This window comes from Paenibacillus agaridevorans (genome assembly GCF_018604145.1).
Taxonomy (GTDB): Bacteria; Bacillota; Bacilli; order Paenibacillales; family Paenibacillaceae; genus Pristimantibacillus; species Pristimantibacillus agaridevorans.
In genome coordinates, this window is sequence record NZ_CP075889.1 from 3922955 (window position 1) to 3946850 (window position 23896).

General features: G+C 52.3%; 20 protein-coding genes. 6 read left to right on the forward strand and 14 right to left on the reverse strand.

The genetic code is table 11. From position 1 onward, the window contains the following. Nucleotides 1-4 precede the first annotated feature (4 nt). A complete protein-coding gene (locus tag KJW29_RS16595; RefSeq protein WP_087566123.1) occupies nucleotides 5-1156 on the forward strand; it encodes a conserved virulence factor C family protein in 1152 nt (383 codons plus the stop codon). A 71-nt stretch (nucleotides 1157-1227) separates the two neighbouring features. Here the strand turns inward: KJW29_RS16595 and KJW29_RS16600 are convergent, their stop codons facing one another. The 4 genes from KJW29_RS16600 to mutY form a co-directional block, all read right to left on the reverse strand. Continuing rightward, on the reverse strand, nucleotides 1228-1488 hold the full coding sequence (locus tag KJW29_RS16600) for a DUF6953 family protein (RefSeq protein WP_214630597.1): 261 nt from the start codon (nucleotides 1486-1488) through the stop codon (nucleotides 1228-1230). 15 nt (nucleotides 1489-1503) lie between these two features. Next, nucleotides 1504-2706, reverse strand: a complete 1203-nt coding sequence (locus KJW29_RS16605; protein ID WP_214630598.1) for a transglutaminase domain-containing protein — start codon at nucleotides 2704-2706, stop codon at nucleotides 1504-1506. Nucleotides 2707-2827: 121 nt separating this feature from the next. Then, nucleotides 2828-3481, reverse strand: coding sequence for a bifunctional 4-hydroxy-2-oxoglutarate aldolase/2-dehydro-3-deoxy-phosphogluconate aldolase (locus tag KJW29_RS16610; protein ID WP_246608747.1), 654 nt, complete (start codon nucleotides 3479-3481; stop codon nucleotides 2828-2830). A gap of 25 nt (nucleotides 3482-3506) precedes the next feature. Beyond that, nucleotides 3507-4745, reverse strand: coding sequence for an A/G-specific adenine glycosylase (mutY, locus tag KJW29_RS16615; RefSeq protein ID WP_214630599.1), 1239 nt, complete (start codon nucleotides 4743-4745; stop codon nucleotides 3507-3509). 138 nt (nucleotides 4746-4883) lie between these two features. Between mutY and KJW29_RS16620 the strand changes: the two genes are divergently transcribed. Next, entirely contained in the window at nucleotides 4884-5246 is a 363-nt protein-coding gene (locus KJW29_RS16620) for a c-type cytochrome (RefSeq protein ID WP_214630600.1), read from the forward strand. Nucleotides 5247-5338: 92 nt separating this feature from the next. On the opposite strand, the gene KJW29_RS16625 is transcribed toward KJW29_RS16620, so the two are convergent. The 6 genes from KJW29_RS16625 to KJW29_RS16650 all read right to left on the reverse strand — a co-directional run bounded on the left by KJW29_RS16625 (nucleotide 5339) and on the right by KJW29_RS16650 (nucleotide 10144). After that, nucleotides 5339-5608 (reverse strand): hypothetical protein, encoded by a 270-nt coding sequence (locus tag KJW29_RS16625; protein WP_143810216.1) that lies wholly within the window; start codon nucleotides 5606-5608, stop codon nucleotides 5339-5341. 62 nt (nucleotides 5609-5670) lie between these two features. Further along, nucleotides 5671-6069, reverse strand: coding sequence for a holo-ACP synthase (acpS, locus tag KJW29_RS16630; RefSeq protein WP_087566116.1), 399 nt, complete (start codon nucleotides 6067-6069; stop codon nucleotides 5671-5673). Between the two features lie 26 nt (nucleotides 6070-6095). Next, a complete protein-coding gene (gene nadE / locus KJW29_RS16635; RefSeq protein WP_214630601.1) occupies nucleotides 6096-6905 on the reverse strand; it encodes an NAD(+) synthase in 810 nt (269 codons plus the stop codon). A 10-nt stretch (nucleotides 6906-6915) separates the two neighbouring features. Beyond that, nucleotides 6916-7353: a BrxA/BrxB family bacilliredoxin gene (locus KJW29_RS16640; RefSeq protein ID WP_087566114.1), complete on the reverse strand. Its 438-nt coding sequence runs from the start codon at nucleotides 7351-7353 to the stop codon at nucleotides 6916-6918. Nucleotides 7354-7502: 149 nt separating this feature from the next. Next, nucleotides 7503-9179 carry an ATP-binding protein gene (locus tag KJW29_RS16645; RefSeq protein WP_214630602.1) on the reverse strand — a complete coding sequence of 559 codons (1677 nt, stop codon included), beginning with the start codon at nucleotides 9177-9179 and terminating at the stop codon, nucleotides 7503-7505. 38 nt (nucleotides 9180-9217) lie between these two features. Next, on the reverse strand, nucleotides 9218-10144 hold the full coding sequence (locus KJW29_RS16650; protein WP_214630603.1) for an alpha/beta hydrolase: 927 nt from the start codon (nucleotides 10142-10144) through the stop codon (nucleotides 9218-9220). Nucleotides 10145-10252: 108 nt separating this feature from the next. On the opposite strand from KJW29_RS16650, the gene KJW29_RS16655 reads away from it, so the two are divergent. Continuing rightward, the gene (locus KJW29_RS16655) at nucleotides 10253-11527 is read left to right on the forward strand and encodes a BaiN/RdsA family NAD(P)/FAD-dependent oxidoreductase (RefSeq protein WP_214630604.1); all 1275 of its coding nucleotides are present in this window, start codon (nucleotides 10253-10255) and stop codon (nucleotides 11525-11527) included. Between the two features lie 98 nt (nucleotides 11528-11625). Here the strand turns inward: KJW29_RS16655 and KJW29_RS16660 are convergent, their stop codons facing one another. The 3 genes from KJW29_RS16660 to xylA all read right to left on the reverse strand — a co-directional run bounded on the left by KJW29_RS16660 (nucleotide 11626) and on the right by xylA (nucleotide 15022). After that, nucleotides 11626-12018: a hypothetical protein gene (locus KJW29_RS16660; protein ID WP_246608748.1), complete on the reverse strand. Its 393-nt coding sequence runs from the start codon at nucleotides 12016-12018 to the stop codon at nucleotides 11626-11628. 177 nt (nucleotides 12019-12195) lie between these two features. After that, the gene (xylB, locus tag KJW29_RS16665; protein WP_214630605.1) at nucleotides 12196-13692 is read right to left on the reverse strand and encodes a xylulokinase; all 1497 of its coding nucleotides are present in this window, start codon (nucleotides 13690-13692) and stop codon (nucleotides 12196-12198) included. Between the two features lie 16 nt (nucleotides 13693-13708). Beyond that, entirely contained in the window at nucleotides 13709-15022 is a 1314-nt protein-coding gene (xylA, locus tag KJW29_RS16670; RefSeq protein ID WP_214630606.1) for a xylose isomerase, read from the reverse strand. Nucleotides 15023-15222: 200 nt separating this feature from the next. On the opposite strand from xylA, the gene KJW29_RS16675 reads away from it, so the two are divergent. From KJW29_RS16675 to KJW29_RS16685, 3 genes are all read left to right on the forward strand, one after another. Continuing rightward, on the forward strand, nucleotides 15223-16344 hold the full coding sequence (locus KJW29_RS16675; RefSeq protein WP_246608853.1) for an ROK family transcriptional regulator: 1122 nt from the start codon (nucleotides 15223-15225) through the stop codon (nucleotides 16342-16344). Nucleotides 16345-16441: 97 nt separating this feature from the next. Next, nucleotides 16442-17122 carry a response regulator transcription factor gene (locus KJW29_RS16680; protein ID WP_214630608.1) on the forward strand — a complete coding sequence of 227 codons (681 nt, stop codon included), beginning with the start codon at nucleotides 16442-16444 and terminating at the stop codon, nucleotides 17120-17122. After that, nucleotides 17119-18231, forward strand: a complete 1113-nt coding sequence (locus KJW29_RS16685; protein WP_214630609.1) for a sensor histidine kinase — start codon at nucleotides 17119-17121, stop codon at nucleotides 18229-18231. The genes KJW29_RS16680 and KJW29_RS16685 overlap by 4 nt, the downstream gene beginning before the upstream one ends. On the opposite strand, the gene KJW29_RS16690 is transcribed toward KJW29_RS16685, so the two are convergent. Then, a complete protein-coding gene (locus tag KJW29_RS16690) occupies nucleotides 18224-23866 on the reverse strand; it encodes an Athe_2463 domain-containing protein (protein WP_425517560.1) in 5643 nt (1880 codons plus the stop codon). The genes KJW29_RS16685 and KJW29_RS16690 overlap by 8 nt on opposite strands. Between the last annotated feature and the right edge of the window lie 30 nt (nucleotides 23867-23896).

A 23896-nucleotide genomic window follows, 5' to 3' on the forward strand; every position in this document is an offset into this window, starting at 1 on the left:
ATTTATGAAACTATTGTCGATAGAACCGACGCCAAGCCCAAACTCCATGAAGCTCAATGTAGACGAGTCGCTGGCGCGCGGAAGAAGATTAACATATACCGTCAAGGAGGCGGATGCCGCGCCTCATCCCTATAACGAACTGCTGCGGATTGACGGGGTGCGCAGCGTGTTCCGCACGGCCGACTTTATTGCGCTCGACAGAAAGCCGGGCGCCGACTGGGCCCGAATATTAGGCGAAGCCCGCGAGCTGCTGCAAGGCGACGGCATCCCGGCTGACGGGACCGATACAAGCAAAGGCATGGGCTCCGGGTACGGCGAAGCTCAAGTGCTGGTTCAGATGTACAGAGGCATTCCCATGCAAGTGCGAGTGCGGATGAACGACGGAGAGACGCGTTCGGCGCTTCCCGATAAATTCGGAGAAGCGGTAGGCCGGGCGGCGGGCTCCTCCATGATTCGCGAACGGATGCTGGAGGAATTCGGCGTCAGGTACGGCGAGCCCGAAGAGATAGCCGCGGAGATTGTGCGCGAGCTGGACGCGTCTTATACCGATGACAGGCTGGACGCTCTGGTAGAAGCAGCGCGAACAGCCGGCACGGACGGACAAGAATCGGCGCCCGTCGCTCCCCGTCCTGCTCCGCTCAGCCTGGAGGAAGCGACTGTGGCGTTCGGAGCTCCGGACTGGCAGAGCCGATACGCCGCTCTGGACCGTTATGTCAGCGCTCCGGAAGGACTGCCGCTGCTGGACCGGGCAATTCGCGACGAAAATGCGTCCGTGCGCAGGCTGGCCGTCATCTACCTCGGCGATCTGAAGTCGCCGGAGGCGATGCCGCTCCTGTTCGAAGCGCTACAGGACGCTTCTGCTTCCGTTCGTCGCACCGCAGGCGACACCTTGTCCGATCTCGGAGATCCCGCCGCGATTGGACCCATGATCAAGGCGCTCGGCGACAAAAACAAGCTCGTGCGCTGGCGCGCGGCCCGCTTCTTGTACGAAGCAGGCGACGAGACGGCCGTGGAGGCTCTCAAGGAGGCGGCGAAGGATCCCGAATTCGAGATCCAGCTGCAGGCGCAGATTGCGCTGGAGCGCATCCTGCGCGGCGAAGAGGCTGCCGGTTCCGTATGGCAGCAAATGACGGCAGCGCGAGGCGGTCAGGGTTAAACTCCTGAAGTTTTTAGCAACAAAACCGTCTGCCGGAGTCGGCAGACGGTTTTGTTGCTGTTGCCTGTCAGTTAAGTTCGAATCGCCGACGTCCATCCCCAAAAAAACGCGTCCCGATCCCAAGCCGCTTTGCCGCCATGCAGCTTCTTGAACGCCTTCTTGACTTCCTTGTCGATGGAAGCATGACCATTGTCGTTTACGTAAATATACTGTTCGCCATAACGAGACGTAATGTGCTCAACGGCCGCCGCTTGATACAGGATCCCCGCATTTTTCAGTTCATTGAACATCCATAACGCAATTTCGTCCGCCACCGTATGATTATCGCTCATGTCTATTCCTGCCTCTCAAGGGTATTCCAGTTGAATATTGACAATTAAGGAATCATCGCCGGCGTAAGGCTCGTAGCTCGCCCGATAGCCGACAGCCACCGGGGCATCATCGAAAGCTTCCTTGAGCGCTTCGGGAAAGCCGTCCGCATCCGTATAACGGAATTGCAGGCCGCCTGCTCCGTCGTGGATGGCGCCGGCGATCGTCGTCTTAAGCGCGTCCTTGCCGCGCACCGTATTTTTCTCTTCCAACCAGTGCAGTCCGATAGCAAGCTTAAGCTTCGCCGCTAGACGGGCTTGCTCGCCGTTGCCGCCGTGCTCCATCGCCTGCAAGGCGTCCGCATAAGCGTTTTCAGCCGCCGGATATTCGCGCGTCCACCCATGGTCGAGGAGAAGCTCTTCATCCGTTTTCAAATAATAGCTGTAACGAATCGGAGAACCCGGCTCGGCTCCAACCGGATCGTCCCAAGTCAAGTCGAGGTGGTACCAGATCCCATCCAGCTTGACCATGTTCCAGGCATGTTCTCCCGTATTGACGGTCCCTTCGGCGATCCGCACTTCCAATCCCGCCTTCTCCAGCATCCTGTACCCCAGAAGCGAATAACCTTGACAGACAGTCGTACCAAGCGTAATCGCCTCATATGCGGTGTAATAAGAGAGCGACTGATCGTATTCCACATGCGTAACGATCCAGTCATGGATCACCTTGACCTTCTCGTGATCGTTCATGCCCGGAGTTATCAGCTTCGCCAGCGTAGCTTCAACATGGGCGTCGACCTCGGCCGACTGCTCCTTCGTCTCGCGGAACTTCGCTTCTATGGCAATCGTCGACTTGTTGCCCCAGCTCCTGATCGTGTACAGATAGGACTCCAGAATATAGGCGGAATAATCGTCATGCATAAGCGCTGACCGGATAATGTCCGTCATATTATCCGACAGTTGCTTCCGATTGCCCGTGTAAGTGACGGAGAATTGCTCGGAACGGGCTTGAAATCCCGCGGCCAATTCCAGCTCCAGCTTGTCGTAAGGTCCTTCCCCGGCGACGGACGACTCCGTGACCGTTCCGTCCAGCGTATTCAACTTCACTTGTTGCTTGCTTACGGCCGCGACCGGCTCGTCCGGGTCCGATATGGAGGGAAACAGATCCAGCTTCAGCTCCAGACTATAAGCCGCCAGTATAATTATGGCCAACACCAGAAGTCTCGACGTTACGTTTCGCATACCCGCCTCCTTGCTCTTGCTCTCTTCCTTCCATCATATGGCTTGTATGACCATTTCATACTCGGAAGGGTTCAATTGATCGAGATTCGCAAGCCATGGCTTTGGTAAGTGGCGGAAGTATTCATAAGTCCCGTACAGCCTCGGTGAAATGACGAGCCCGCTCCGTCACGAGATCCAATTTGCCTTCCTTCACCCAATCCAGCGAGATCAGCTTGCCGCCCATCCCGACCGCATCCGCTCCCGCCGCGAAATAATCTCTAATGTTGCTCAAGTCCACGCCGCCCGTTGCCATAATCGGAACGGTGTCTAACGGACCTCTGATCTCCTTTAGATAACCAATGCCCAGCGTGCCCATAGGAAACAGCTTGACTGCGCCAGCTCCGGCCTTCAGCGCCCTTACGATCTCCGTCGGGGTCATAACTCCCGGCCAAACCGCGACTCCGCGTTCTTGACCGTAGGCAATCACCTCTTCGTCAAGGTTTGGCGAGATGAGAAATTGCGCCCCCGCATCGATTGCACGCTTTGCATAGTCGACATCCAGAACGGTTCCCGCTCCGATGGATGCGGCATTTCCATATTTCGTGCGCCAGCGCTCGATTATGGTCGTTGCTCCAGCGGTATTCATCGTAACTTCCATTAGCCGTATTCCGCCCTCTATAAGCGCCTCAGCAGCTCCATCGGCCGTGTCGTCCTCAATTCCGCGCAAAATAGCTACAATCTTGTGCTCCAGCAGCTTCTCCAGCATCTCGTTTATTGATGTTGCATCTCCCATCATTCATTCCCCCATTCGTTGTAATCCTTTAAACTCCCCAATATTGTCCAAGAATGCGAATGAACACATTCGGGAACGGCAGCTTTTCCATATCGGCCTTATCGATCCATCTGTATGTCATGCCATCCTGACCAGCGAACGTTGGCTCCACGCTCTCCGTCATAGTACTCGTCGCTGTGGATGTTGTATAGGCGGATAAGGACTCAGCCGCAATATCTCCGCCGCCTCCGCGGCTATCCACTGAACCAGGGAATCCGATCAGCCCCATATCTGCTCCGAACACCCTTAGCCGCCAATGAATATGACTGAACACATGCTCGGCATCCATTACCCATTCTTGCGGACGAATGAACAATCCGGAAGCTTCTTCCGTCTCCCGTACCAGCGCCTCCGCCATGTAAGACTGCTTCTTCGGTGCATCAGCGGCGAACATCGCCTTAGCCGTGTCTGGCAGCAGCACATGTGGGAGTTCCCACATCTGGGCCAGCAGCCCCGTGCGGGGACGTTGCCTTACGAGCACCTTGCCCTCTTGCTCCACGATCGCAACGACCCGGTATTCGTCGCGTGGAGGCTTTGCTTTCGTCTTGATCGGCAGCACCGTCTCCTTGCCCGCAATCCGGCCCGCGCAATGCTCCATAACCGGGCAGGTCAGACAGCCTGGCGACTTCGGCGTACAGACTAACGCGCCAAGCTCCATTAGCGCCTGGTTGAAATCACCTGCGGCTCCTTCTGGTATGAGAGTGACCGCAAGCTTTTCAATTCCGACTCGCGTAGCCGGCTTGGCGATATCGTCCTCCAGACAGAAGTATCTGGACAAGACGCGCATTACGTTGCCGTCGACCGCCGGATACGGACGGTTGAACGCGATGCTCATGATGGCCCCGCTCGTATACGGGCCAACGCCTCTCAAGCCGGATACGGCTTCATGGCTGTCCGGAATAACGCCGCCGTACTGCTCCATCACCATCTTCGCGCCAGCTTGCAAGTTGCGGGCGCGCGAATAATAACCGAGCCCCTCCCAGCGCTTGAGCACTTCTTCTTCCGGCGCCTCGGCAAGAGCCTGCACGGTTGGGAATTGGGCCATGAATGCCTGATAATAAGGGATGACGGTATCCACCCTTGTCTGCTGAAGCATAATTTCGGACACCCATACCCGGTAGGGATCCTGATTCTGTCTCCAAGGCAAGTCTCGTTTCTGAAGCCTGTACCAGGATAGCAGTTCTGTGCTGAAATATGTTTTTGCATCCGGTAATTCGGTTTGAGTCATAGCTGTGCCGTTCCTTCCTAATGCCCCGTCTGTTATACGCAGGGGTTGTTTCATCCATTGGTCTTTGACTATACTCTATTAGAGGTTGGCCGAAAAGTCCACTTTTCCAATATGCTAGATGTCGAAGGAGGGGCCGAGATGAAATCCGGTCTGGGAAAAAAACAAATAATTGCAGTGTCGTCATGCTTATTGCTGCTTGCTATATTATCCGGTTGCGGCGGCCCGATGCAGGGCTCGAAGACAAGCAAAGCATTAAGCGACGCCCCGCCCGAGACGGCGGCGCTGTTCCAATCTCGCTGTCTGTCTTGTCATGGGAGCGAGCTGCAGGGACGTGTAGGCGAGAAGACGAATTTGCAGCAACTAGGAGCAAGACTCGCCGCTGCTGATATTGCTTCGCGAATCAGGGACGGGAGCGAAGACGGCATGATGCCTGCATTCGGCAAGCAGTTATCCGAGGAAGAGATCGCGGGGCTCGCCGGATGGCTGGCCGGGAAACAGTAACGGGTTGGCAACCGGCCTGTCCAAATCCGTAAGCGTGCAGACTACGTGAGGGTTACATAAATTTCTCAAAACACAAAAAAAGCCGGCCTCCCTTAGTCCAGGAAACCGGCTCTTCGCGCAGCGGTATGCCGACCGCTTCGATTCGAAGCTTTCTCTAAACGCGCGGACGGTGCATATGTCCTTTTGTAGGTCCAGCAAGTATGTCCCATATGCGGATGCAGCGGGAACACATCGCCCGGCAGCAGCAACAATGAACCGCCCCACTCATCATGGTATATGCCTTCGAACTGAACCCTTTGTCCGGATTTATATCTGCGTTTCGGCTCGGGACCATGGTTGCCGATCTTCTGACCGTTAGTCATAAGCATAAGCAACTCCTTCCGCATCATACTTGTAACATTACATTCCAAGTATGGGCGGAAGGTTACCGCTTTATCCTCTCCACGACGACAAATGCCGAAGCAATGGCACGTTCATGAGTAATCGTGACGTGAATCTCGATATATTCGGGATTAAGCCCAAGCCTTGTCCAGGCTTCCTCCGACAATCCGCATATCGGCTTGCCGTCCTCGTTTCGGTAAATATCAATGTCATGGAAGCCAAGGAGTTCGCCGATTCCGCAGCCGAATGCTTTGGAGATGGCTTCCTTCGCCGCGAATCTGCCCGCCGTGAATTGATGCAGCCGGGCCCCTGCGTATGACTTCGCCAGCTCTCGCTCGCCATCCGTCAACACGCGCTTTAGAAATCGTTCGCCACGTTCACCGTCCAGCAGCGATTCGACGCGCAGCACATCCGTCAGGTCGTGTCCGATTCCAATAATCAAGGCAACACCCCCGAATGTATGTGCACTTAAATACCCGGAATTCCGGACCTCTTGTGCTCCGTCTTCAAATATTGCTTTTCCAGCTTCTCCTGGACTTCCTGGGAGATTTGCTTGCCTTCGAGATACGCGCTGTTGTCGTCGTATAAAATACCAAGCTCGCCTTCATCCGTCTGACCGTCCCATAGACCGGCGGTAGGCGCTTTGTCCAGCACGCTTTTCGGTACGCCGATATGAGCGGCGATCTGGCGAACCTGACGCTTGTTAAGCGAGCTAAGCGGAGTAATGTCGACCGCGCCATCGCCCCATTTCGTATAGAAGCCCGTAATGGCTTCGGAAGCGTGATCGGTGCCCACGACCAACAAATTCAGATCGAATGCGAGGGCGTACTGCATGACCATTCGCGTTCTCGCTTTCACGTTGCCTTTGCCGCCCCGGCTAATATGGCGCGGAATGCCTAGCTGCTTGAAGCTGTGCTCGACCTCCAGGGCAATCTCGTCTACGGCTTCTTCGATATTGGTCTCGGCCTTATAACGAAGATCAAATGCAGCCGCTACGGCATAGCTGTCCGAAATGTCGGATTGGTCTCCGTAAGGCTGAAAGACGCCTAACGTCAAATATTCCTTGCCCGACTCTTCGCTCAATTCGTCCGTCGCGATTTTGCACAATCCCGCAGCGACAGCGCTATCGAGGCCGCCGCTAATCGCGATCAGCAGTCCGGACGTGCCGGAATTCATCACGTATTGCTTCAGGAAGTCGACGCGCTTACGCACTTCGGCTGCCGGATCAATAGTCGGCTTAACGCCGAGTCGTTCGATGATTTGTTGTTGTAGGCTCATCATTTAGCTCCTATTTCGTGCAGTATTTGTCGAAGGCATCCGTCAGATCTGCCGCGATATCCGCAGCGGAACGATTCTCAATTTGGTGACGTTCGATAAAGTGCACCAGTTCTCCGTCTTTCATCAAGGCGATGGAAGGCGAGGATGGCGGATACGGCGCAAAATATTCTCGGGCTTTAGCCGTCGCTTCCTTGTCCTGACCGGCGAATACCGTGAACAGATGATCCGGCGTCACTTCGTGATTCAGCGCGTCAGCCACGCCAGGACGGCATTGTCCCGCCGCACAGCCGCATACGGAGTTAATGACGATCAGCGCCGTACCGCTTGCGCCCGGAACGTTCTCTTCGACCTCTTCGGGCGTGCGAAGCTCCTTGATACCCAATTTCGTTAAGTCGTCCCGCATCGGTTGAACCATATCCAGCATGTATCGTTCGAATGACATAGACATAATGAACACTCCTTTATATTGTGGTGATTTTTGCTACTATTATAACGCTCCTTACGAAAATAAAGCAACCGGAGCACTTGCTCCGGTTGCCAGCTTCAAGATGAGCGGCTGAGACTATTCTAAATGGGAGGCCGGTTAGGACCGTTAAGCTACTTAGCATGTCCGCCTGAGCTTTCCCTTATGTCGAAGGAAACGACAAACGTCGTTCCTTCTCCTTCCCGGGTATGTATCTCAATGCGGCCGTTATGCCGTTCCGCAATGCTGAGGCATAAAGGCAAGCCTAAACCGGTTCCGCGCGTCTTGGTCGTATAAAAGGGCTCAAACAGATGGTCAAGCTTGTCCTGGGGAATACCGACCCCTTCGTCAGCAATTTGAATACTGACCTCCTCGGCCGTCCAGGCCGTATGTATGCGCAAAACGCCTTTGTCTCCCATCGCCTCCATCCCGTTGCGTGCAAGATTAAGCAGCAGTTGCTTCATTTCTCGGTCATTAAGCAGCATATCGGGCATATCTTCGCATAAAACAATCTCCAGCGTCTGACCGCGCAGATTGGCATCGGCGCTAATCAGCGGGACTAGATCGTTGATAGTGTGATGCAGATTCGCCCTCTCCATCTTGAGCTCCCGGTTTTGCGCAAGCGATAGAAAGTCGCTGATAATGAGATTGGCGCGATCAAGCTCCTCCATAATAATTCGGAAATATTCGAATTGACTCTGGGGGCTGCGCTCTTGAATCAACTGAACGAAGCCGCGAATAACCGCCATCGGATTGCGGATTTCATGAGTAATGCTGGCTGCCATCTGGCCAACAAGGCTGAGGCGCTCCATCCTGCCCCGTTCGTCGCGCAGTTGTCTAAGCTCCGTAATATCGCTGGCAATTAGCGCTGCTCCCGTAATCCGATTGTCTTCGATCTCCCTTAGCGTAACGGTTGTCAGAATAAGCGTCCAACCCTCGTCGTCGATCGACAAAGTGGGCGTATCCATGCCATCCAGCGCCTTATGCAGCAGATCGGCGCTTTCTTTCATTCGCTGCGGATCGAAGGCTTCCGGGAACGGCGTATTTTTGAGCCTGGCAACGTCTCGGTATCCCTCCTTGAAGCCAAGCAGCTTGATCGATTCCTCATTGGCATGGGTTATAAAGCCGTTTCCGTCCACGATGAGTACAGCCAGAGGCGCGTTATCGATAAATTGCTGCAGCTTCTGCACCTCGTTGCCGTAGTTGACGGACAGCTGACCCACTTCGTCGTAGAGCTGCTGCTTCTCCTTGATGCTCTCGATCATATAGATCGACAGCCAAAAAGCAAGCAGCAGACCTATTATCGACAATGCTACTTCGAAGCCTGCCAACAAGGTCCATTCCATCTGATACGCGTCCGAATAATATTTGGTCAGCACGATACGAACCAGCGCCACGATTAATACCATGACGAGGCCGATTCGTTCCTTGCTAACGCTGGAGGCATTCTCAAATTTCCGTATGATCGTAAGCAGCATGATGGAAAATACAATCAGCGAGACGATAAATCCGACGATTTCGAAATTATTGTCCAGCGTCGGCAGCCTCAGCAGCACGTAGAGGACAAAAAGCGCCCCGAATGCTCTGTAGCCTCCGTACAGAGATCCCACCAGAAACGGAACCGTGCGATAATCGACGTCAAAGTCAAAAACAAGCGAAGTTGTAAGCGCGCACATTACCATGGCTACGCCGCTTGCAATCGCGATGAACGGCTTAAAGCCCTTCCAGCCCCGCTCCTTGTCGTGCCAGAGTAGAAACGCGAAGATAGGAAGGACCGATAAGAAGAATTGCAGCAATAAGTCCTTCAGCAAAGATGACAGGCCTCCTTATCGACGACGTATAATGCTTTCTATAATTTGTCGTTCATCCAGGCCTTAATACAAGCGATGGCTTCTCCGCCTTGAAGATCGTTATGTAGTTCATGAAGTCCATCCTGCCACGGGTTCCAGTCGCAGCCCTCCCTCATTCCATCCGCCAGCTCCTTGCTTGCGGCGTATGAGGTTACCCTGTCTGCCGTTCCGTGCAGAAGCAGAAGGGGGACATGAAGCTCGTTGACGTGCTTGATCGCCCACTCTCCGGCATCCTGAATTTCGGTAAATGCCCTTGGCGTAATAGTGGTATGACTCAGCGGATCCCCCTTCATGGATCGGGATCCGGACGCATCCGTACCGTTCTGCCGGAACAGGTCTTCCTCCTTCAGTCCGGTGGACATCGGCAGGGAGGGCCAGAACGTCGCCAACCTGCGCCCGAGCCATTCTTTTACTGCGGGAGGTTTGAAGGCGAGTCTTAGCCATGGGCTTGTCAGAACAAGCCCTGCAAGGTCAGGCTTGGTCCGGATCGCGCAATTTAACGCGATATTCCCCCCCATGCTGTGGCCGTATAAGAAGAGCGGAATCTCGGCATGACGTTTCGCGCATTGCTCCAGCATCAACGTTAGATCGGCGATCGCCGCCTCCATAGACAGCATATGCCCCCGCTTTCCTTGCGATCTGCCGTGGCCGTAATGATCGTAGGCGATAATGGCATATCCGTCTGCCGCCAGCTCCTTCGCAACATGCGCATACCGTTCGCCATGCTCGCCGTGCCCATGAGCCAAACAGATGACTGCTTTAGGCTTGCCTGCGGCAGGCAGCCATTCGCGCACAAATAAATCGTTTACGCCGGTACCGAGCACTCGCCACTCCGTTCGGCGAACCTTATCCGAAGCTTCGATTCCATCATCCGCTATGCCTTGCTGCACATCATCCCTATCGTTATAGCTGCCACGTTGACTCATCCTGTTACAGCCCCTCGCATTCATGTATAATAATTAAATTATACTGTAAACGGCCGTCGTGAATAGAGCCTTTTTTGGTTATTATGAATAATCGTTAGGAGAATAGATATGAGTTATGATGTAATCATTGCGGGCGCGGGTTCGTCGGGATTAATGGCTGCCGTTTCCGCCGGAGAATCGGGCGCGAAAACCCTGCTTCTGGACAAAGGGGACAGGCTTGGCAGGAAGCTCGGCATTTCCGGCGGGGGGCGATGCAACGTAACGAACGCCAAAGAGCTGGACGAATTAATCAAGCATATCCCCGGGAACGGCAAATATTTGCACAGTGCGCTCGCCGTTTTCAGCAATCGGCATATTATGGACTTTTTCGAGAGACTGGGCATTGCTCTTAAAGAAGAAGACAACGGCCGCATGTTCCCCATTACCGATAAAGCCAAGACGGTTGTCGATGCGTTAGTAAACAAAGTTCGATCGCTGCGCGTAGATATCCGGGTCAATAGTCCGGTAGAACGCGTGTTGTACGAGGGCGGCAGAACAGTCGGGGTGCAATTGAAATCCAAGGAGATTATTAAAGCAAGCAGCGTCATTGTCGCCGTGGGAGGCAAGTCCGTTCCGCACACGGGTTCGACGGGAGATGGATACGCGTGGGCGGAGGAAGCCGGACATACCGTTACGGAGCTGTTCCCAACCGAGGTGCCGCTTACGTCGAGATCCTCTTTCATTCTCGCCAAAGAGCTGCAGGGGCTCTCTCTTCGAAACGTCGCGCTGACGATCTTAAACGCCAAGGAAAAGCCCATTATCAGGCATGAAGGCGATATGATCTTCACTCACTTCGGCCTGTCGGGTCCAATCGCGCTTCGGTGCAGCGGATTCGTCGTCAAGGAGCTGCGAAAAAACGGCGGCGGCGAAGTGAAAGCCACTATCGATCTCATGCCCGAACGGACAGCAGATGAGCTGTTCTCCGAGACGTTGGCCCTGTGCAAGGCCGATAGCCGCAAAACGATTAAAAACGTCCTGAAGGGGTATTACCCGGAGCGGATGCTGCCTATTATGTTCCTCAAGTCCGGGCTGCGGGACGATATCACGTACGATAACATTCCCAAGGGAGCTTGGCTTGCGCTGGCTCGGGTTGCCAAGGCATTTCCGGTACGCATCGACGGGACGTTGTCGATCGAAGAAGCGTTCGTGACGGGCGGAGGCGTGCATCTAAAGGAGATCGATCCAAGGTCGATGCAGTCCAAGCTAATGCCCGGACTGTACTTCTGCGGCGAGGTGCTGGACATCCACGGTTATACGGGCGGCTACAATATAACGGCCGCGTTCACGACCGGGTATAACGCCGGAAGGCACGCGGCCGAGAGGGCCATGGAGCTGGCACGGTAAAGATCGACATGCACGAGCGAGGGCTCTCCTCGACCTTGGAACCAAGGTTAAGGGGAGCCCTCTTCTTTCGACGCTTATGAGCGGGACGGCATGCCGGCCTAGATATGGACGTCGCCCGAGAAATGATTGTACGTGCCGTCGTCAGGCAGAAGCTCTTCGCTGGTCATAACGCCGTCTTCATCCCTGTTGCGCGCCCCTTCCGCGTCTATCCAATCCTCATTGACGACATGGGCGGGAATAGTGATTGCATCCAGCGCATAGGCAGAGCTGGTCACGGCTTCTTCGGCAATATGAGCTTGTTCCACGAGTTGCCCGCCATGCGCCTGCGCAATCTCGAGAGCCGACGTCAAGTCGCCTCCCTCCACATGAATATGCATGCGGCTTTCATGATGCATAACGGGATCGTAGCCAAGCTCCAGCAGCAATTCGCGAGCCATCGCGGCGCTGCTGCCATCGCTGAAGTCGAACATTATCGCCGATAAGTGGGACAACCTGCATCTTCCTTCCGAGTATAGCTGTAATTGGTCATTTCCTGCTTTTAGGATGCCTAATCACGTGTAAATCATGCCTGACTGATGCCCGGAAAACGCGAATAAGCCGTTGGTTCCCTGATCGCAGGAGAATCAAACAGCTTATTGCTTATCGTTCGGTCGGGCTTTCCTCGGCTCTTACGCCCGGTATGCAGCGAGCGTTTCGTTAAGCTCGCGCGTCGCGCCGTAAACTTGCTGATAGGCACGGAACAGACCAACGTATGCATTCGTTGCCTCTTGGTTCGGAACGTATTCCGATGCGTACTTCACGAACGCCGCGGAACATGCCTCCAGGCTGTCAAACCATCCGCATCCATAAGCTGCGAGCATGGCTGCTCCGAGTCCCGGTCCCTGCTCATTTTCCAGAGACACAACCGTCGCGTCAAAAATGTCGGCCTGCATCTGGAGCCAGACGGGATTCTGCGCCCCGCCCCCGATGGAGACGATGCGTTCCACCTTTTTGCCGGCGCCGCGGAACATATCTACGGACTCGTTTAGCGAGAAGGTGATGCCCTCCATAACCGCCCTGGCAAAATGCTTGCGCTCATGCGAGCCGTCGATGCCCACAAAGCTTGCGCGGATCGAAGAGTCCGCATGGGGCGTTCGTTCGCCGACCAGATAAGGCGTGAACAGCAGACCGCCAGCTCCCGGCGGCAGCCCGCCAACCTCGGCCAGCAGCTCGTCATAGGACTCTCCAGGCGCGAACGTCTTCTTGAACCAGCTGAGGCTGTAGCCCGCCGCAAGAGTTACGCCCATGGCATAAAACGAATCCTCCTTCCCGTGGTTGAAGAAGTGGACCTTGCCCCCGAAGTCCTTCGACTTGTCATCCTCGTAAGAGAGAATGACGCCCGACGTACCAATGCTGCACAGCGTCAGACCTTCCGACAGAATGCCGGACCCGATCGCGCCGCAAGCATTGTCCGCCCCGCCCGCGAATACTTTCGTGTCAACGTTTAAGCCGGAACGCTCCGCTGCTTCCGGCAGCAGCGTGCCCGTCAGCTCATGAGATTCCACAAGAGGAGGCGGAAAGCTTGCCGGCAAGCCGAAAGCCTCCAGCACCTCATCGCTCCAGCGTTTCTCCGCTACTTCAAGCAGCAATGTGCCCGCCGCGTCGGAATAATCCATATGGCGACGTCCGGTCAGCCGATATCGCACATAATCCTTCGGCAAGAGGAAGGACTCGGCCGATTGGAACAAAGCTGGCTCGTTCTCCCGAACCCACAATATTTTGGGCAGCGTGAACCCTTCCAATGCGGGATTGCGAGTCAATCGAAGCAGCTTGTCGCCAAGCACCCGCTCGATCTCCCGGCACTGCTCCGTCGTGCGTGTATCGTTCCACAGAATGGCGTTGCGAACAGGCTTGCCTTCGCCATCCAGCAGCACCAATCCATGCATCTGTCCCGAGAAGCTGATGCCTTCGATCGCGCCGGCATCGATGTTTTCATTGGCAGCAAGCTCTCGCAGCGCTTCGTGCGTCGCGTCCACCCAATCCTCGGGCCGCTGCTCGCTCCAGCCGGAGCGCTCATGATAGAGCGGATAACTGCGCGAAGCTTCGGCGACAACCGTCCCTTCCTTGTTCACAAGAAGCGCTTTGACCGCGCTGGTGCCGAGGTCGATTCCGATCACGTAAGTCATATTCAGAGCCTCCCGTTTATACGCTAAAAATAACTTCGCTTAACATAAGACGAATACGCTCTTGACGGCCGGACTCGTTTACGATCGGATTGTTTTGCAGCGCATATTGCTCAAGCGACTTCAACGTGGCGCGGCCGGCTACAATGTCGGCGCCAATGCCTTCTTTGAAGCTGCGGTAACGGTGATCTACGATGCTGTCCAGCGTACGGTTCTCGATCAGCTTGGCAGCTGCTTTCAGTCCCCAAGCGAAGCTGTCCATGCCCGCGATATGCGCAAGGAAAAGATCCTGGTCTTCGAAAGAGCCGCGACGCACTTTGGCGTCAAAGTTCACGCCGCCGCGGCCCAGGCCGCCGGCTTTCAGTACTTCGTACATCGTCAGCGTCGTGGAGTACAGATCCGTAGGGAATTCGTCCGTATCCCAGCCCAGCAGCAGGTCGCCTTGGTTTGCGTCAAGCGATCCCAGCATGCCGTTGATAGCCGCCGTGCGGATCTCATGCTCGAACGTGTGGCCGGCAAGCGTAGCGTGATTCGCTTCCAGGTTCAACTTGAACTTGTCTTGCAGACCGTATTTCTGCAAAAACGAGATTGTCGTTGCCGCGTCGAAGTCGTATTGATGTTTCGTCGGCTCCTTCGGCTTCGGCTCGATCAGGAATTGCGCGTCGAATCCGATTTCGTTCGCATAATCGATCGCCATATGGTAAAGGCGGGCGAGGTTATCGAGCTCGAAGCCCATGTCCGTGTTCAGCAGCGTTTCGTAGCCTTCGCGGCCGCCCCAGAATACGTAGTTCTCCGCACCGAGCTCCTTGCCGACTTCCAGGCCTTTCTTCAATTGCGCGCCTGCATATGCGTATACGTCCGCGTTGCAAGTCGTGCCTGCGCCATGAACAAAGCGAGGATTCGTGAACATGTTAACCGTGTTCCAAAGCAGCTTTTTGCCGGAAGCGTTCATAGCTTCCTTCAGCAACGCCACGATGACATCGAGGTTTTTGTTCGTTTCTTGCAACGTAGCGCCTTCCGGAGCGATGTCGATATCATGGAAGCAGTAGTAAGGAATGTTCAGCTTCTCCATGAATTCGAAGTTCGCTTCTACGCGGGCTTTGGAACGATCCAGACCGTCGAATTGATCCCAGCCGCGCACCATCGTGCCGGAACCGAACGGATCCGTGCCGTTAGCGTTGAACGTGTGCCAGTAAGCAACCGCGTAACGAAGATGTTCTTCCATGGTTTTGCCAAGCACGACCTGGGACGGATCATAATGTTTAAATGCAAGCGGATTGTCGGAGCCTTTCCCTTCGAATGCGATTGCCGGAATGTTTTTGAAGTAACTCATAAGTAATAACTCCTCCTTTGGGATGAATGCGTTTTCCTTCTACATGCAGAATAACACAAACACACTTAGTTTGTCTATTAAACAAACTAAGGTTTATGGTATACTTTCCGTACAAGAATCATCGACTACGGATAATCATAGACAGGAGAACGTTACGCGTGCCAACGAAACCCACGGGCGACCTTGCCCTCATCAAAAAAATGAACACTTCTATCGTGCTCGATGCCGTCCTTAAGCATGCGCCGCTATCGCGTGCAGGCATATCGGAGCGGACTGGCCTAAACAAGGCTACCGTATCCAGCCTCGTACTGGATTTGATCGACGCCCATCTTGTCTACGAGATCGGACCTGGGGAGTCCAGCGGCGGACGCAAACCCGTCATGCTTTTATTTAATGAGAAAGCTGGCTATGCGGTGGGCATTGATCTCGGCGTCAACTATATAAGAGGCATTCTGACCGATCTGGCGGGAGGAGTCATTGCCGACGCTCATATCGAGCTTGGACGAGCCAATCAGGAATTACCGCTGGAGCAGTTGACCGGCTGCATCGACGGCCTTATAAAGCAAGCTCCGGATAGCCCCTATGGCATCGTGGGTATCGGGGTCGGTGTCCCGGGCATCGTGGATGATCAAGGCGTCATCCTGTTCGCTCCGAACATGAGGCTAAAGCAGGTTGCCTTGAAGCAAATGCTTGAGAGTCGCTACAGCCTCTCCGTCACGATCGACAACGAAGCGAACGCAGGCGCGCAAGGCGAGCAAACCTATGGAGCCGGTCGCGGGATTCGCAATCAGATCTACGTGAGCGTCGGAATCGGGATCGGCACCGGCATCATTTTAAACAAAGAATTGTTTAAAGGCGCTTCCGGCTTCTCCGGCGAACTTGGCCATTTGTCCATTCAGTACGACGGCAAGCCTTGCAGTTGCGGCAATCAAGGCTGCTGGGAGCTGTACGCCTCCGAGAACGCTTTGCTCGAGCAGGCTTCATCGCTTGGTTACGCAAGTCTCGGACAACTGCTCAAAGCCGCGGAGCAAGGGGATGAGCGAGTACGGCAATTGTTTAGCGACATCGGGTCCTATATGGGTGTCGGCATCGCCAACATCGTTAACGTGTTTAATCCCGATGTTGTCATCGTCGGCAATCGCATGAGCAGCGCCGCGACATGGATCGGCCCCGCTATGCGCGAAGCCGTCGCCGCCCGTTCGCTTCCCTACCATCGGGCGCAGCTAAGCATATTATTCGCGGAATTGCAGGAGCAGTCCGCCGTAAGAGGCGCTGCTTATTATGCCATCAGCGATTTTTTTGCCAAAGTGCGAAGCGTGTAACCCCTTCGTTTAAATTCCGTTTACATGAGGGATGTATTCTTCTAACATTAAGACCAACTATAACAGGGAAAAAGCTCACTGTTTGGAGGTGCGTTAATTGGGATACATTTTGGTAGCTGACGATGACCCTCATATCCGCGAGCTTGTAAGGCTAATCCTGGAAAAAGAAGGGTATTCGGTCAACGAAACGAGTGATGGAGCAGAGGCTATGGCGCTGATGGAAGCTTCGCCGGCCGATATGGCCATCATCGATCTGATGATGCCGATTATGGACGGATGGGAGTTATGCCGCCGCTTGCGCAAGGATCATGACCTCCCTATCCTGATGCTTACGGCCAAGGGTGAGCTGAACGACAAGCTCCGCGGCTTTCATATCGGAGCGGACGATTATCTCGTGAAACCTTTCGACCCGGCCGAATTAGCCGTGCGGGTAAGAGCTTTGCTTAAGAGATATCGTATTGCCGCCTCTCAGCAGATAGCCGCTGGCGGGATAATGATGGATCGCGGAACCTATCAGTTGAAGGTGAATGGCGCCCCCCATAACATACCGCCCAAGGAATTCGAGCTCTTGTTCATGCTTATGAGCCATACCGGCAGAACGCTGTCGCGGGGTTCTTTGATAGAATCGGTATGGGGCTACGACTTCGATGGCAACGAACGTACGCTTGACGTGCATGTTAACCGCCTGCGCGAACGATTCGCCGACTGGAATGCCTTGATCAAGATCAGTACGATTCGCGGACTCGGCTACCGGCTGGAGACGGAGGCTACGGGATGAGAAGAACGGACAAGGAGAATCGCAGACCGTCGCTTGGCCTCTTCATTTGGAAGGGCGCAATTGCAATCATCTCAGTCATATTGTTCTGCGCCGCCGTCTACACGAGCGCTTACTTCCTGTTCATGTGGTTCTATGATTACCGAGGACTACGCTGGAACGATTATTACGTTCATTTGGCAGTATGGGGGCTCGGCGTTCTCTTGTTCGTCATCACGGCGCTGCTTATTAACTTTATTACACGCCCGAAGCAGATGATTGTCTGGAACGAGATGCTTATCGCTTTTCGCAAAATCGCCAAAGGCGACTTTAGCGTCATCGTCGACCAGGAAGGCAAATTCCGCAATCACTCCCAGCTTGGAGAGTTCGTCGACTCCATTAACGAGATGACGCAGGAGCTGAAGCAGGTGGAGCAGCTCAGGCAGCAGTTTATATCCAACGTGTCGCATGAGATTCAATCGCCGCTCACCTCTATTCGCGGATTTGCAAGCATGCTGCAACAAGACGGGCTGACGCGCGAAGAACAACAACATTATTTGTCCATCATCGAAAAGGAGACGATTCGACTCTCCGGGCTTAGCGACAACTTAATGAAGCTGACTTCGCTCGAGTCGGACCATGTCCAATGGGACATGGCGCCGTTTAGTCTCGACAAGCAGCTAACAGAGATCGTCCTGGCAAGCGAACCTCAATGGTTGGAGAAGGAGCAGGACATCGAACTCGAGCTGGCGGAAGTTATCATGCACGGGAATGCGGAGTTGCTAAGCCAGGTTTGGCTGAACCTGCTGCATAACGCTATCAAATTTACGCCTCCCCATGGACGGATCACCATCCAATCGGTAAAGAACGAAGGTGAGATTACCGTACGGATCAGCGATACGGGAATCGGCATACCGCGCGAGGATCAGGCCCGCATTTTCGAACGATTTTACAAGGGGGACAAGCAACGCACGCGAACCATAGAAGGCAACGGGCTCGGCTTATCGATCGTCAAGCGAATCGTTGAGCTCCATCAAGGGTCGATTCAAGTAGAGAGCGTCCCCGGTGAGGGAACGACTCTCGATGTCACGCTTCCGCTGCAGCCGTTATTGCCTGGTAAGTCCGTTATTTGACCCGATGAACGCCAACCGTATCGGATATATTCCCTTCGAAAATAATGGAGACGTTGGTTGTCTTGGTCGTGCCATTGCTATAAAAGGCGACGAATGTAATCGTTGCGGGACCGTCCGGGAGCTTCTCCATCGCATCGTCCCACATCTCCCCTTTCCAAATGCTGCTCGTAGATCCTACAGCGCTCAGAGTTGTCTTCCGATTGCCGAACGTCGCTTCCACCCTGATCGCTTTCGTTGCGGTCGGGGTTGCTGTCGTACCCGCCTGCAGCATCAGTCTCTCGCCTGCCCAGAACACATTGTAACCTCGAGGCGACTCCGGGTTCCCGCTTTCCTTCAAGTTATAAGCCTGCCTTCGCTCATTCCATGCATCCGTATGTCCTACGTTCCCTGACAGCGTCAGAGGAAGCACTTGAATAGTCTGATTAAGCATAACAGGTGCGGAGCGCCCATCCGTCACGGTCTGCCGCATCTTCCATGCTCCCGTTTCAGTCATCCGCCTAACCGGAGCGGCAGTCGAATAAGGATAGGTCAAATTAAAGCTATAGCTTTGACGAACGCCGGTTGGGCTCGTCAATTCATAGGCCACTGTAATCGGATCACGATCCGGATCGCTCGCCAGGCTGCGGAATGTCACCGTATCTCCCTCGTAGACCGGATTCGGCGACCAACTAAACCCCGGCGTCGGCGGACGGTTATTCATTACAACGACAGTCTTCGCAACCGTCTGCACATTGCCATTCGGCGTTCTGGCGGTCCATTCGAACGTATAGGAGCCGTCAGGTATCGCCGCAATCGTCAATTGATTGCTCCAGCTTTTGCTTCCGATTCCCGACGTGGAGTTTGTCGTCGAGGTTAATGTAATCGTCCGTTGGTATGGCGTGCCTTTGAAAGCTGTAACCGTCGTCGCGTTGCCGTTCACTGCGGAATCCGGATATTTGGTGGTGGAAGCCGCGAGCCTATACGATTCTCCAACGGTTAAGGTAAGCAGATTGCGGCTTAAGCCATTCATCGAATCGATACTGCCGTTAAGATTAATCGGAGTGCTTACGCGGACGTTATACGTATTCTCCGCATAAGAACCTGCCACGGAGCCGTTAGCCCGTATCTTGAAACTGTACAAACCATCCGGCGTCGTATTCGGAATAACGAGCGTCTCATCATTCCAGGCAATATCGTTGCCGCTCCTGCTTCCCGTATAATACGGAATGGACTTATTAATATAACCTCCCATAGAAAGAGAGAGGGCGACGGAATAGGGGAATCTGGTCCATAGTTCGTGAGCTACAAGCTTCTCGCTTGCAGGAACGTTATTCAGCGAAAAATTTTCATCTTGCGTCCGCAGGTTAGACTTCAGCTGAACGGGAACCGTCTCTGGCAGTACATAGGTCCGTACAATCGGATCCGACCATTCTCCTTCGATATCCTGAACTCTATAGTCCAAGATGTAAGTCCCCGAAGACAGCTCGGAAGGAATTCGCGTCCATACTTCGCCGCTTCCTTGCTTCGTGAGCATGATCGATCGCGCTTGAATGCCCCGATCCGTCGCCGCTCGCGTTATATTATGATCCAGATCGTAACTGGCATCGATCCATGTCGTCTTGTACATATTCGATGCGGGCACGTAGTCGAAATCCAGGATGACATCTGGGATGGGCTTGCGATGCACAATCACTTCAACGACGGATTCGTTGGAAAAATAGCCGTATTCGCTGAAATTCGGATCGGTCGTCGGCTTATCCTTTACGCGCCGAATGAACTGATATTTGCCGGGTCTGCTTAACGTAACCTTGGACTGGTACGGAAACCAATTGTTATTGTTTTTGACGGCGATGAGCTGCTTTCCGTTAATGGATTCAAAGCCCGTGCTGTTGTCATAATATTGAGGATCCTGTATGATTTGAAGCTGATCGCTAACCGTCGGTATAGAGTCGGACTCATAGTCGAATGTCGCCGTTCTCGTTTCGATTTCATCTCCGACCAGCTTTAGAACTTTAGGTACGGCAGGATTGCTTTCAGCTATGTAACTGATGACGGAAGCTACAACATCTTCTATCGCCCCCGTATTAGAGATAAAATGGTCATGCGATATCTGCGATCGGAAAACATGCGATCCCACGATGATGAGTTTCGCTTCGTTTTTGTTAATCACATTTTGCAAATCCGAGAGCTGCGATGCCTGATTGTCAGAGATGTAGATCACATATTTGGCTGGCACGGACCTCATAAATGAATTATCGTACCGTTGTCGAATAGCCTTGGATATGCTCCCACTATAGAAGCCAGTATAGCTATCGTACGATACTTCCCTGGGTTCCCACACATCATGTGTCCAATAAACCGTCCCGCTATAGTAGGCTGTCCAACCACGTGAACATGATCCATTTGGAGTGCCCGTTGGTCCGCAGCTTGGACCATTTGGCGACTCGCCGGATCGGCCAATGGTACCTGAGTATTTACCGTCGCTATAATACTGTGAAGATCCGCAATTATTCCATGAGCTCGAATCTTTGTAATTTCCTTTAGAATCATAGTAAGTCGTTACTGAACTCGAACATGTTCCTGTACCGGTTTTGGAGTCCGTCACTTTGACGAATTTACCCTCATCTCGCGTATAAGGACTGTTGGATGTGCTGTATAGCGACAACGTGCCTGAATAACCATTTGATGAATAGTAATAAGTGCTGCTGGGGTAAGAAGTGCCGGTACCATTGCTTGTACTAGCTGATATAGTATCTGTATAGGTCTTCATATCCCAAATGCTTAGATTCGCTAACATGTTCGCTTGGGTGAAGGCATTTGTGAGTGTGACACCGTTTCCTCGAATATAATCTGTGGATGATTGCTTTAAGTTGGAATCCAACATGAAGTAAATATCCATATCGGGCTTTTGCGTTGGAATATCCAAGTATAAGTCGCTTGAAGGAGAATAATTGTCGACAAAGAAATACGATTCTATTGTTTTCGTTTTGTTGTCACCAGGCGTAATAAACTCCATTAGTCGATCTTGGTTTGTACTTTCTTTCGCATAAGCAACGATTTTATACTGACCAAGCTTCTCGAATACGGGAAGTTCCGAAAGATCACCGTTGGACTGGAAGACGATTTCGTCCATGGTACCATCGTTGTTTGAATCGTAGTGGACCTCTAATCGTTTCTCCGAAATAAAGTCGCCATCCGTGCTAACGGCATCATAAAAGAGCTTAAGTTGATCCAGACGGCTAATTTGGGATTCGTAAGCATGAGCTATTACTGCTGGTTCATGGTCGGGAAGTATTTCATAATCGACCACATACGGATCAGAATAACGAGTAATGGATTTTCCATTGCCATACGGAATGACCCTTTTTGCTGCTATGCTGATTTGATAGCTGCCCGTTTCCTTATACATATATTGTTTTTCCGATGTGTTGGATTCACAAAAGCCTACTCGGCATTTTAAATTCAGATCATTTGGTTTGACGAAACTAAACGATGTGATTTCAAGGGGCGCGTTCTGCTCCACCCATTGATCGTTACTTGCTTTTGACTGGTCAAGTGCGATCATTGTTCTGTTTTGCTTATAAAGTCCTTCGAGTTTAATAGCAACGTTTGGTTTCGACTTATGAACAACCACATGTTGAATCTTAAAAGATTCGCTTCCGTCCGGTGCTGTAAAAGTTGTCTTAACCTCGCGTATTCCAAGCTTGTTTTCTCCGAAAATATAATCCCCTCGGTAAAAGGCAGTTGCGTTGATCTCAGAACCATCGATAAACACGCGTTTTGTAAACTCATCATAACCTGCAGGATCTTCGCAGCCTCGATGGGGAATTATATCTGGTTCGCCATCTGTCACAGGAAAGGGAACTACATCATACCAATCAAGCGGCCAGTCCGCTTCTGGCGTAATAAACTGCGGCGGTGCCGGCCAAGCTTCCTGCTCACAACTGTACACATAGGGTACTTGTGTAATGACAACAGTACGAATCCTTTCAGATGATTGATTGACGGCGGCATCCTTATCTACAATCTTTTGTTTGATTTCAAACGTTTTTTTTACAGGCTCCGTTACCATATCTGCGGCGAATTTCGATGCCATAAAGTTGTAGAGCCATTGTTCGACAGCCTTTTGATCCAAATGCCCTGCTTTTGGCGCTTTTACTTCGGGTATTGCAGGATCGTATTTACGAGATACTGTTGTTCCATCATCTTTATTTATAATTTCGAACTCGTAGTAATCTGCATCAGACCCATAAGAAAAATCTTCATAACCTACCATTAGGCTAGTGAATTGGGATTTTCGATCAAATTGAATCTCAGGGATAACGCCAAAATCGCTGAGCATTGGCTGTTTTTCCGTGGGTTCGAATTCAATTTGAAAATTGCAATATTGTCCTGCGGTAGACGGCGTATTATATGTATGGTTCGTGTAGACGATGAAGGCTCCTGCGTGGGATTTGTACAACCAAACGTCATCGCTGGTTTTATCGAGCTTCGAAGTATCTACTTCAATCGTGAAGGTCGCACTTGATTGATTGCTCTTCAACACAACCCCATCGCTGTATTTGTTTGAAGCTTTCTGAATATATGTACTTGCAATTGGATCTTTCATGTCCAGTCGCCAGTAATCAATGTCCTTGCGGGTATAATACTCCGCTTCAGTAGCACGACCTCCAAAATACATGTCATCTTGAAGCGTGCCGGTTACTATCATTTCTACTTTAACGATTTTGCTTTTGCCGATCGGTATGGGATCTTTGCTCACTGGCTGTGCCGTACAAAGTGCTGGTGTTTGCTTTTTTTGTTCAGGTGCAAGTTTGGGCAAAGCATATGTATGATACCACGTGGAGTGCGATTCCCAGCTATAATGATACATATTCCCGAACCCGCCTGCTCTTGCTGAGGGCTCTTGGTCGATGGACATGTAGTTTCGGGGGTCTTGATTATCTAAGTCAGCCGAGCTCAGTACTCTGTATCTATCTGCATATTTTACACCTTGAGAAATTTTAAATCCTAGTGCGTTATTTAAAATGCCTACGAGATAATCAAATTTATCTCCCGTCACATTATTAGCTATATTTCCGTAAATTGCTCCAGGAGATCCCGGCTTATATTTGTAATCATTGGGTAATTGAGTCCAAGGTAGATAAACCCAATGCTTCGAAGCGAGTATATTTCCAGAATCGGAATCTACAATAAAATGAATATTGGAAAATTCGTTGCCATCTCGTGTAAATCCTAAGTATCTATATTCTCCGCGAACGGTATTACCCGTCTTGGGATCAGTTCCCATAAAGTGACCATTCGTGTAATCAATTGTATTTGGACCGGTTTTTTGCCATCCTTTTTTAAATTCCTGAATACTCTTTACGGATTTAACATCACCGTAGACTTCAAGTCTTCTTTGTCCTGCTAATGGTGTCGAGCTGCCTTCAGGCCATGTGTTTTGATAATAATACTTGGAGTTAAATTTAAAACCATTTGTACTACAAGGTGGTACGCCTTCGGGAATATAACCATCAACACTTGGAATCGGGTTATAACCGCATCGGTTGGAATAACCGTTAATAGTCAATGGGGGCGGATTATCCGCGGCAGATGCGGTTTGAAAAGTCCATTCAGTAAAAATGAACAAGGAAAAAAAACAAAGTAAGGCCATTGATGAAAATAAGATTTTTCGGATTCGATT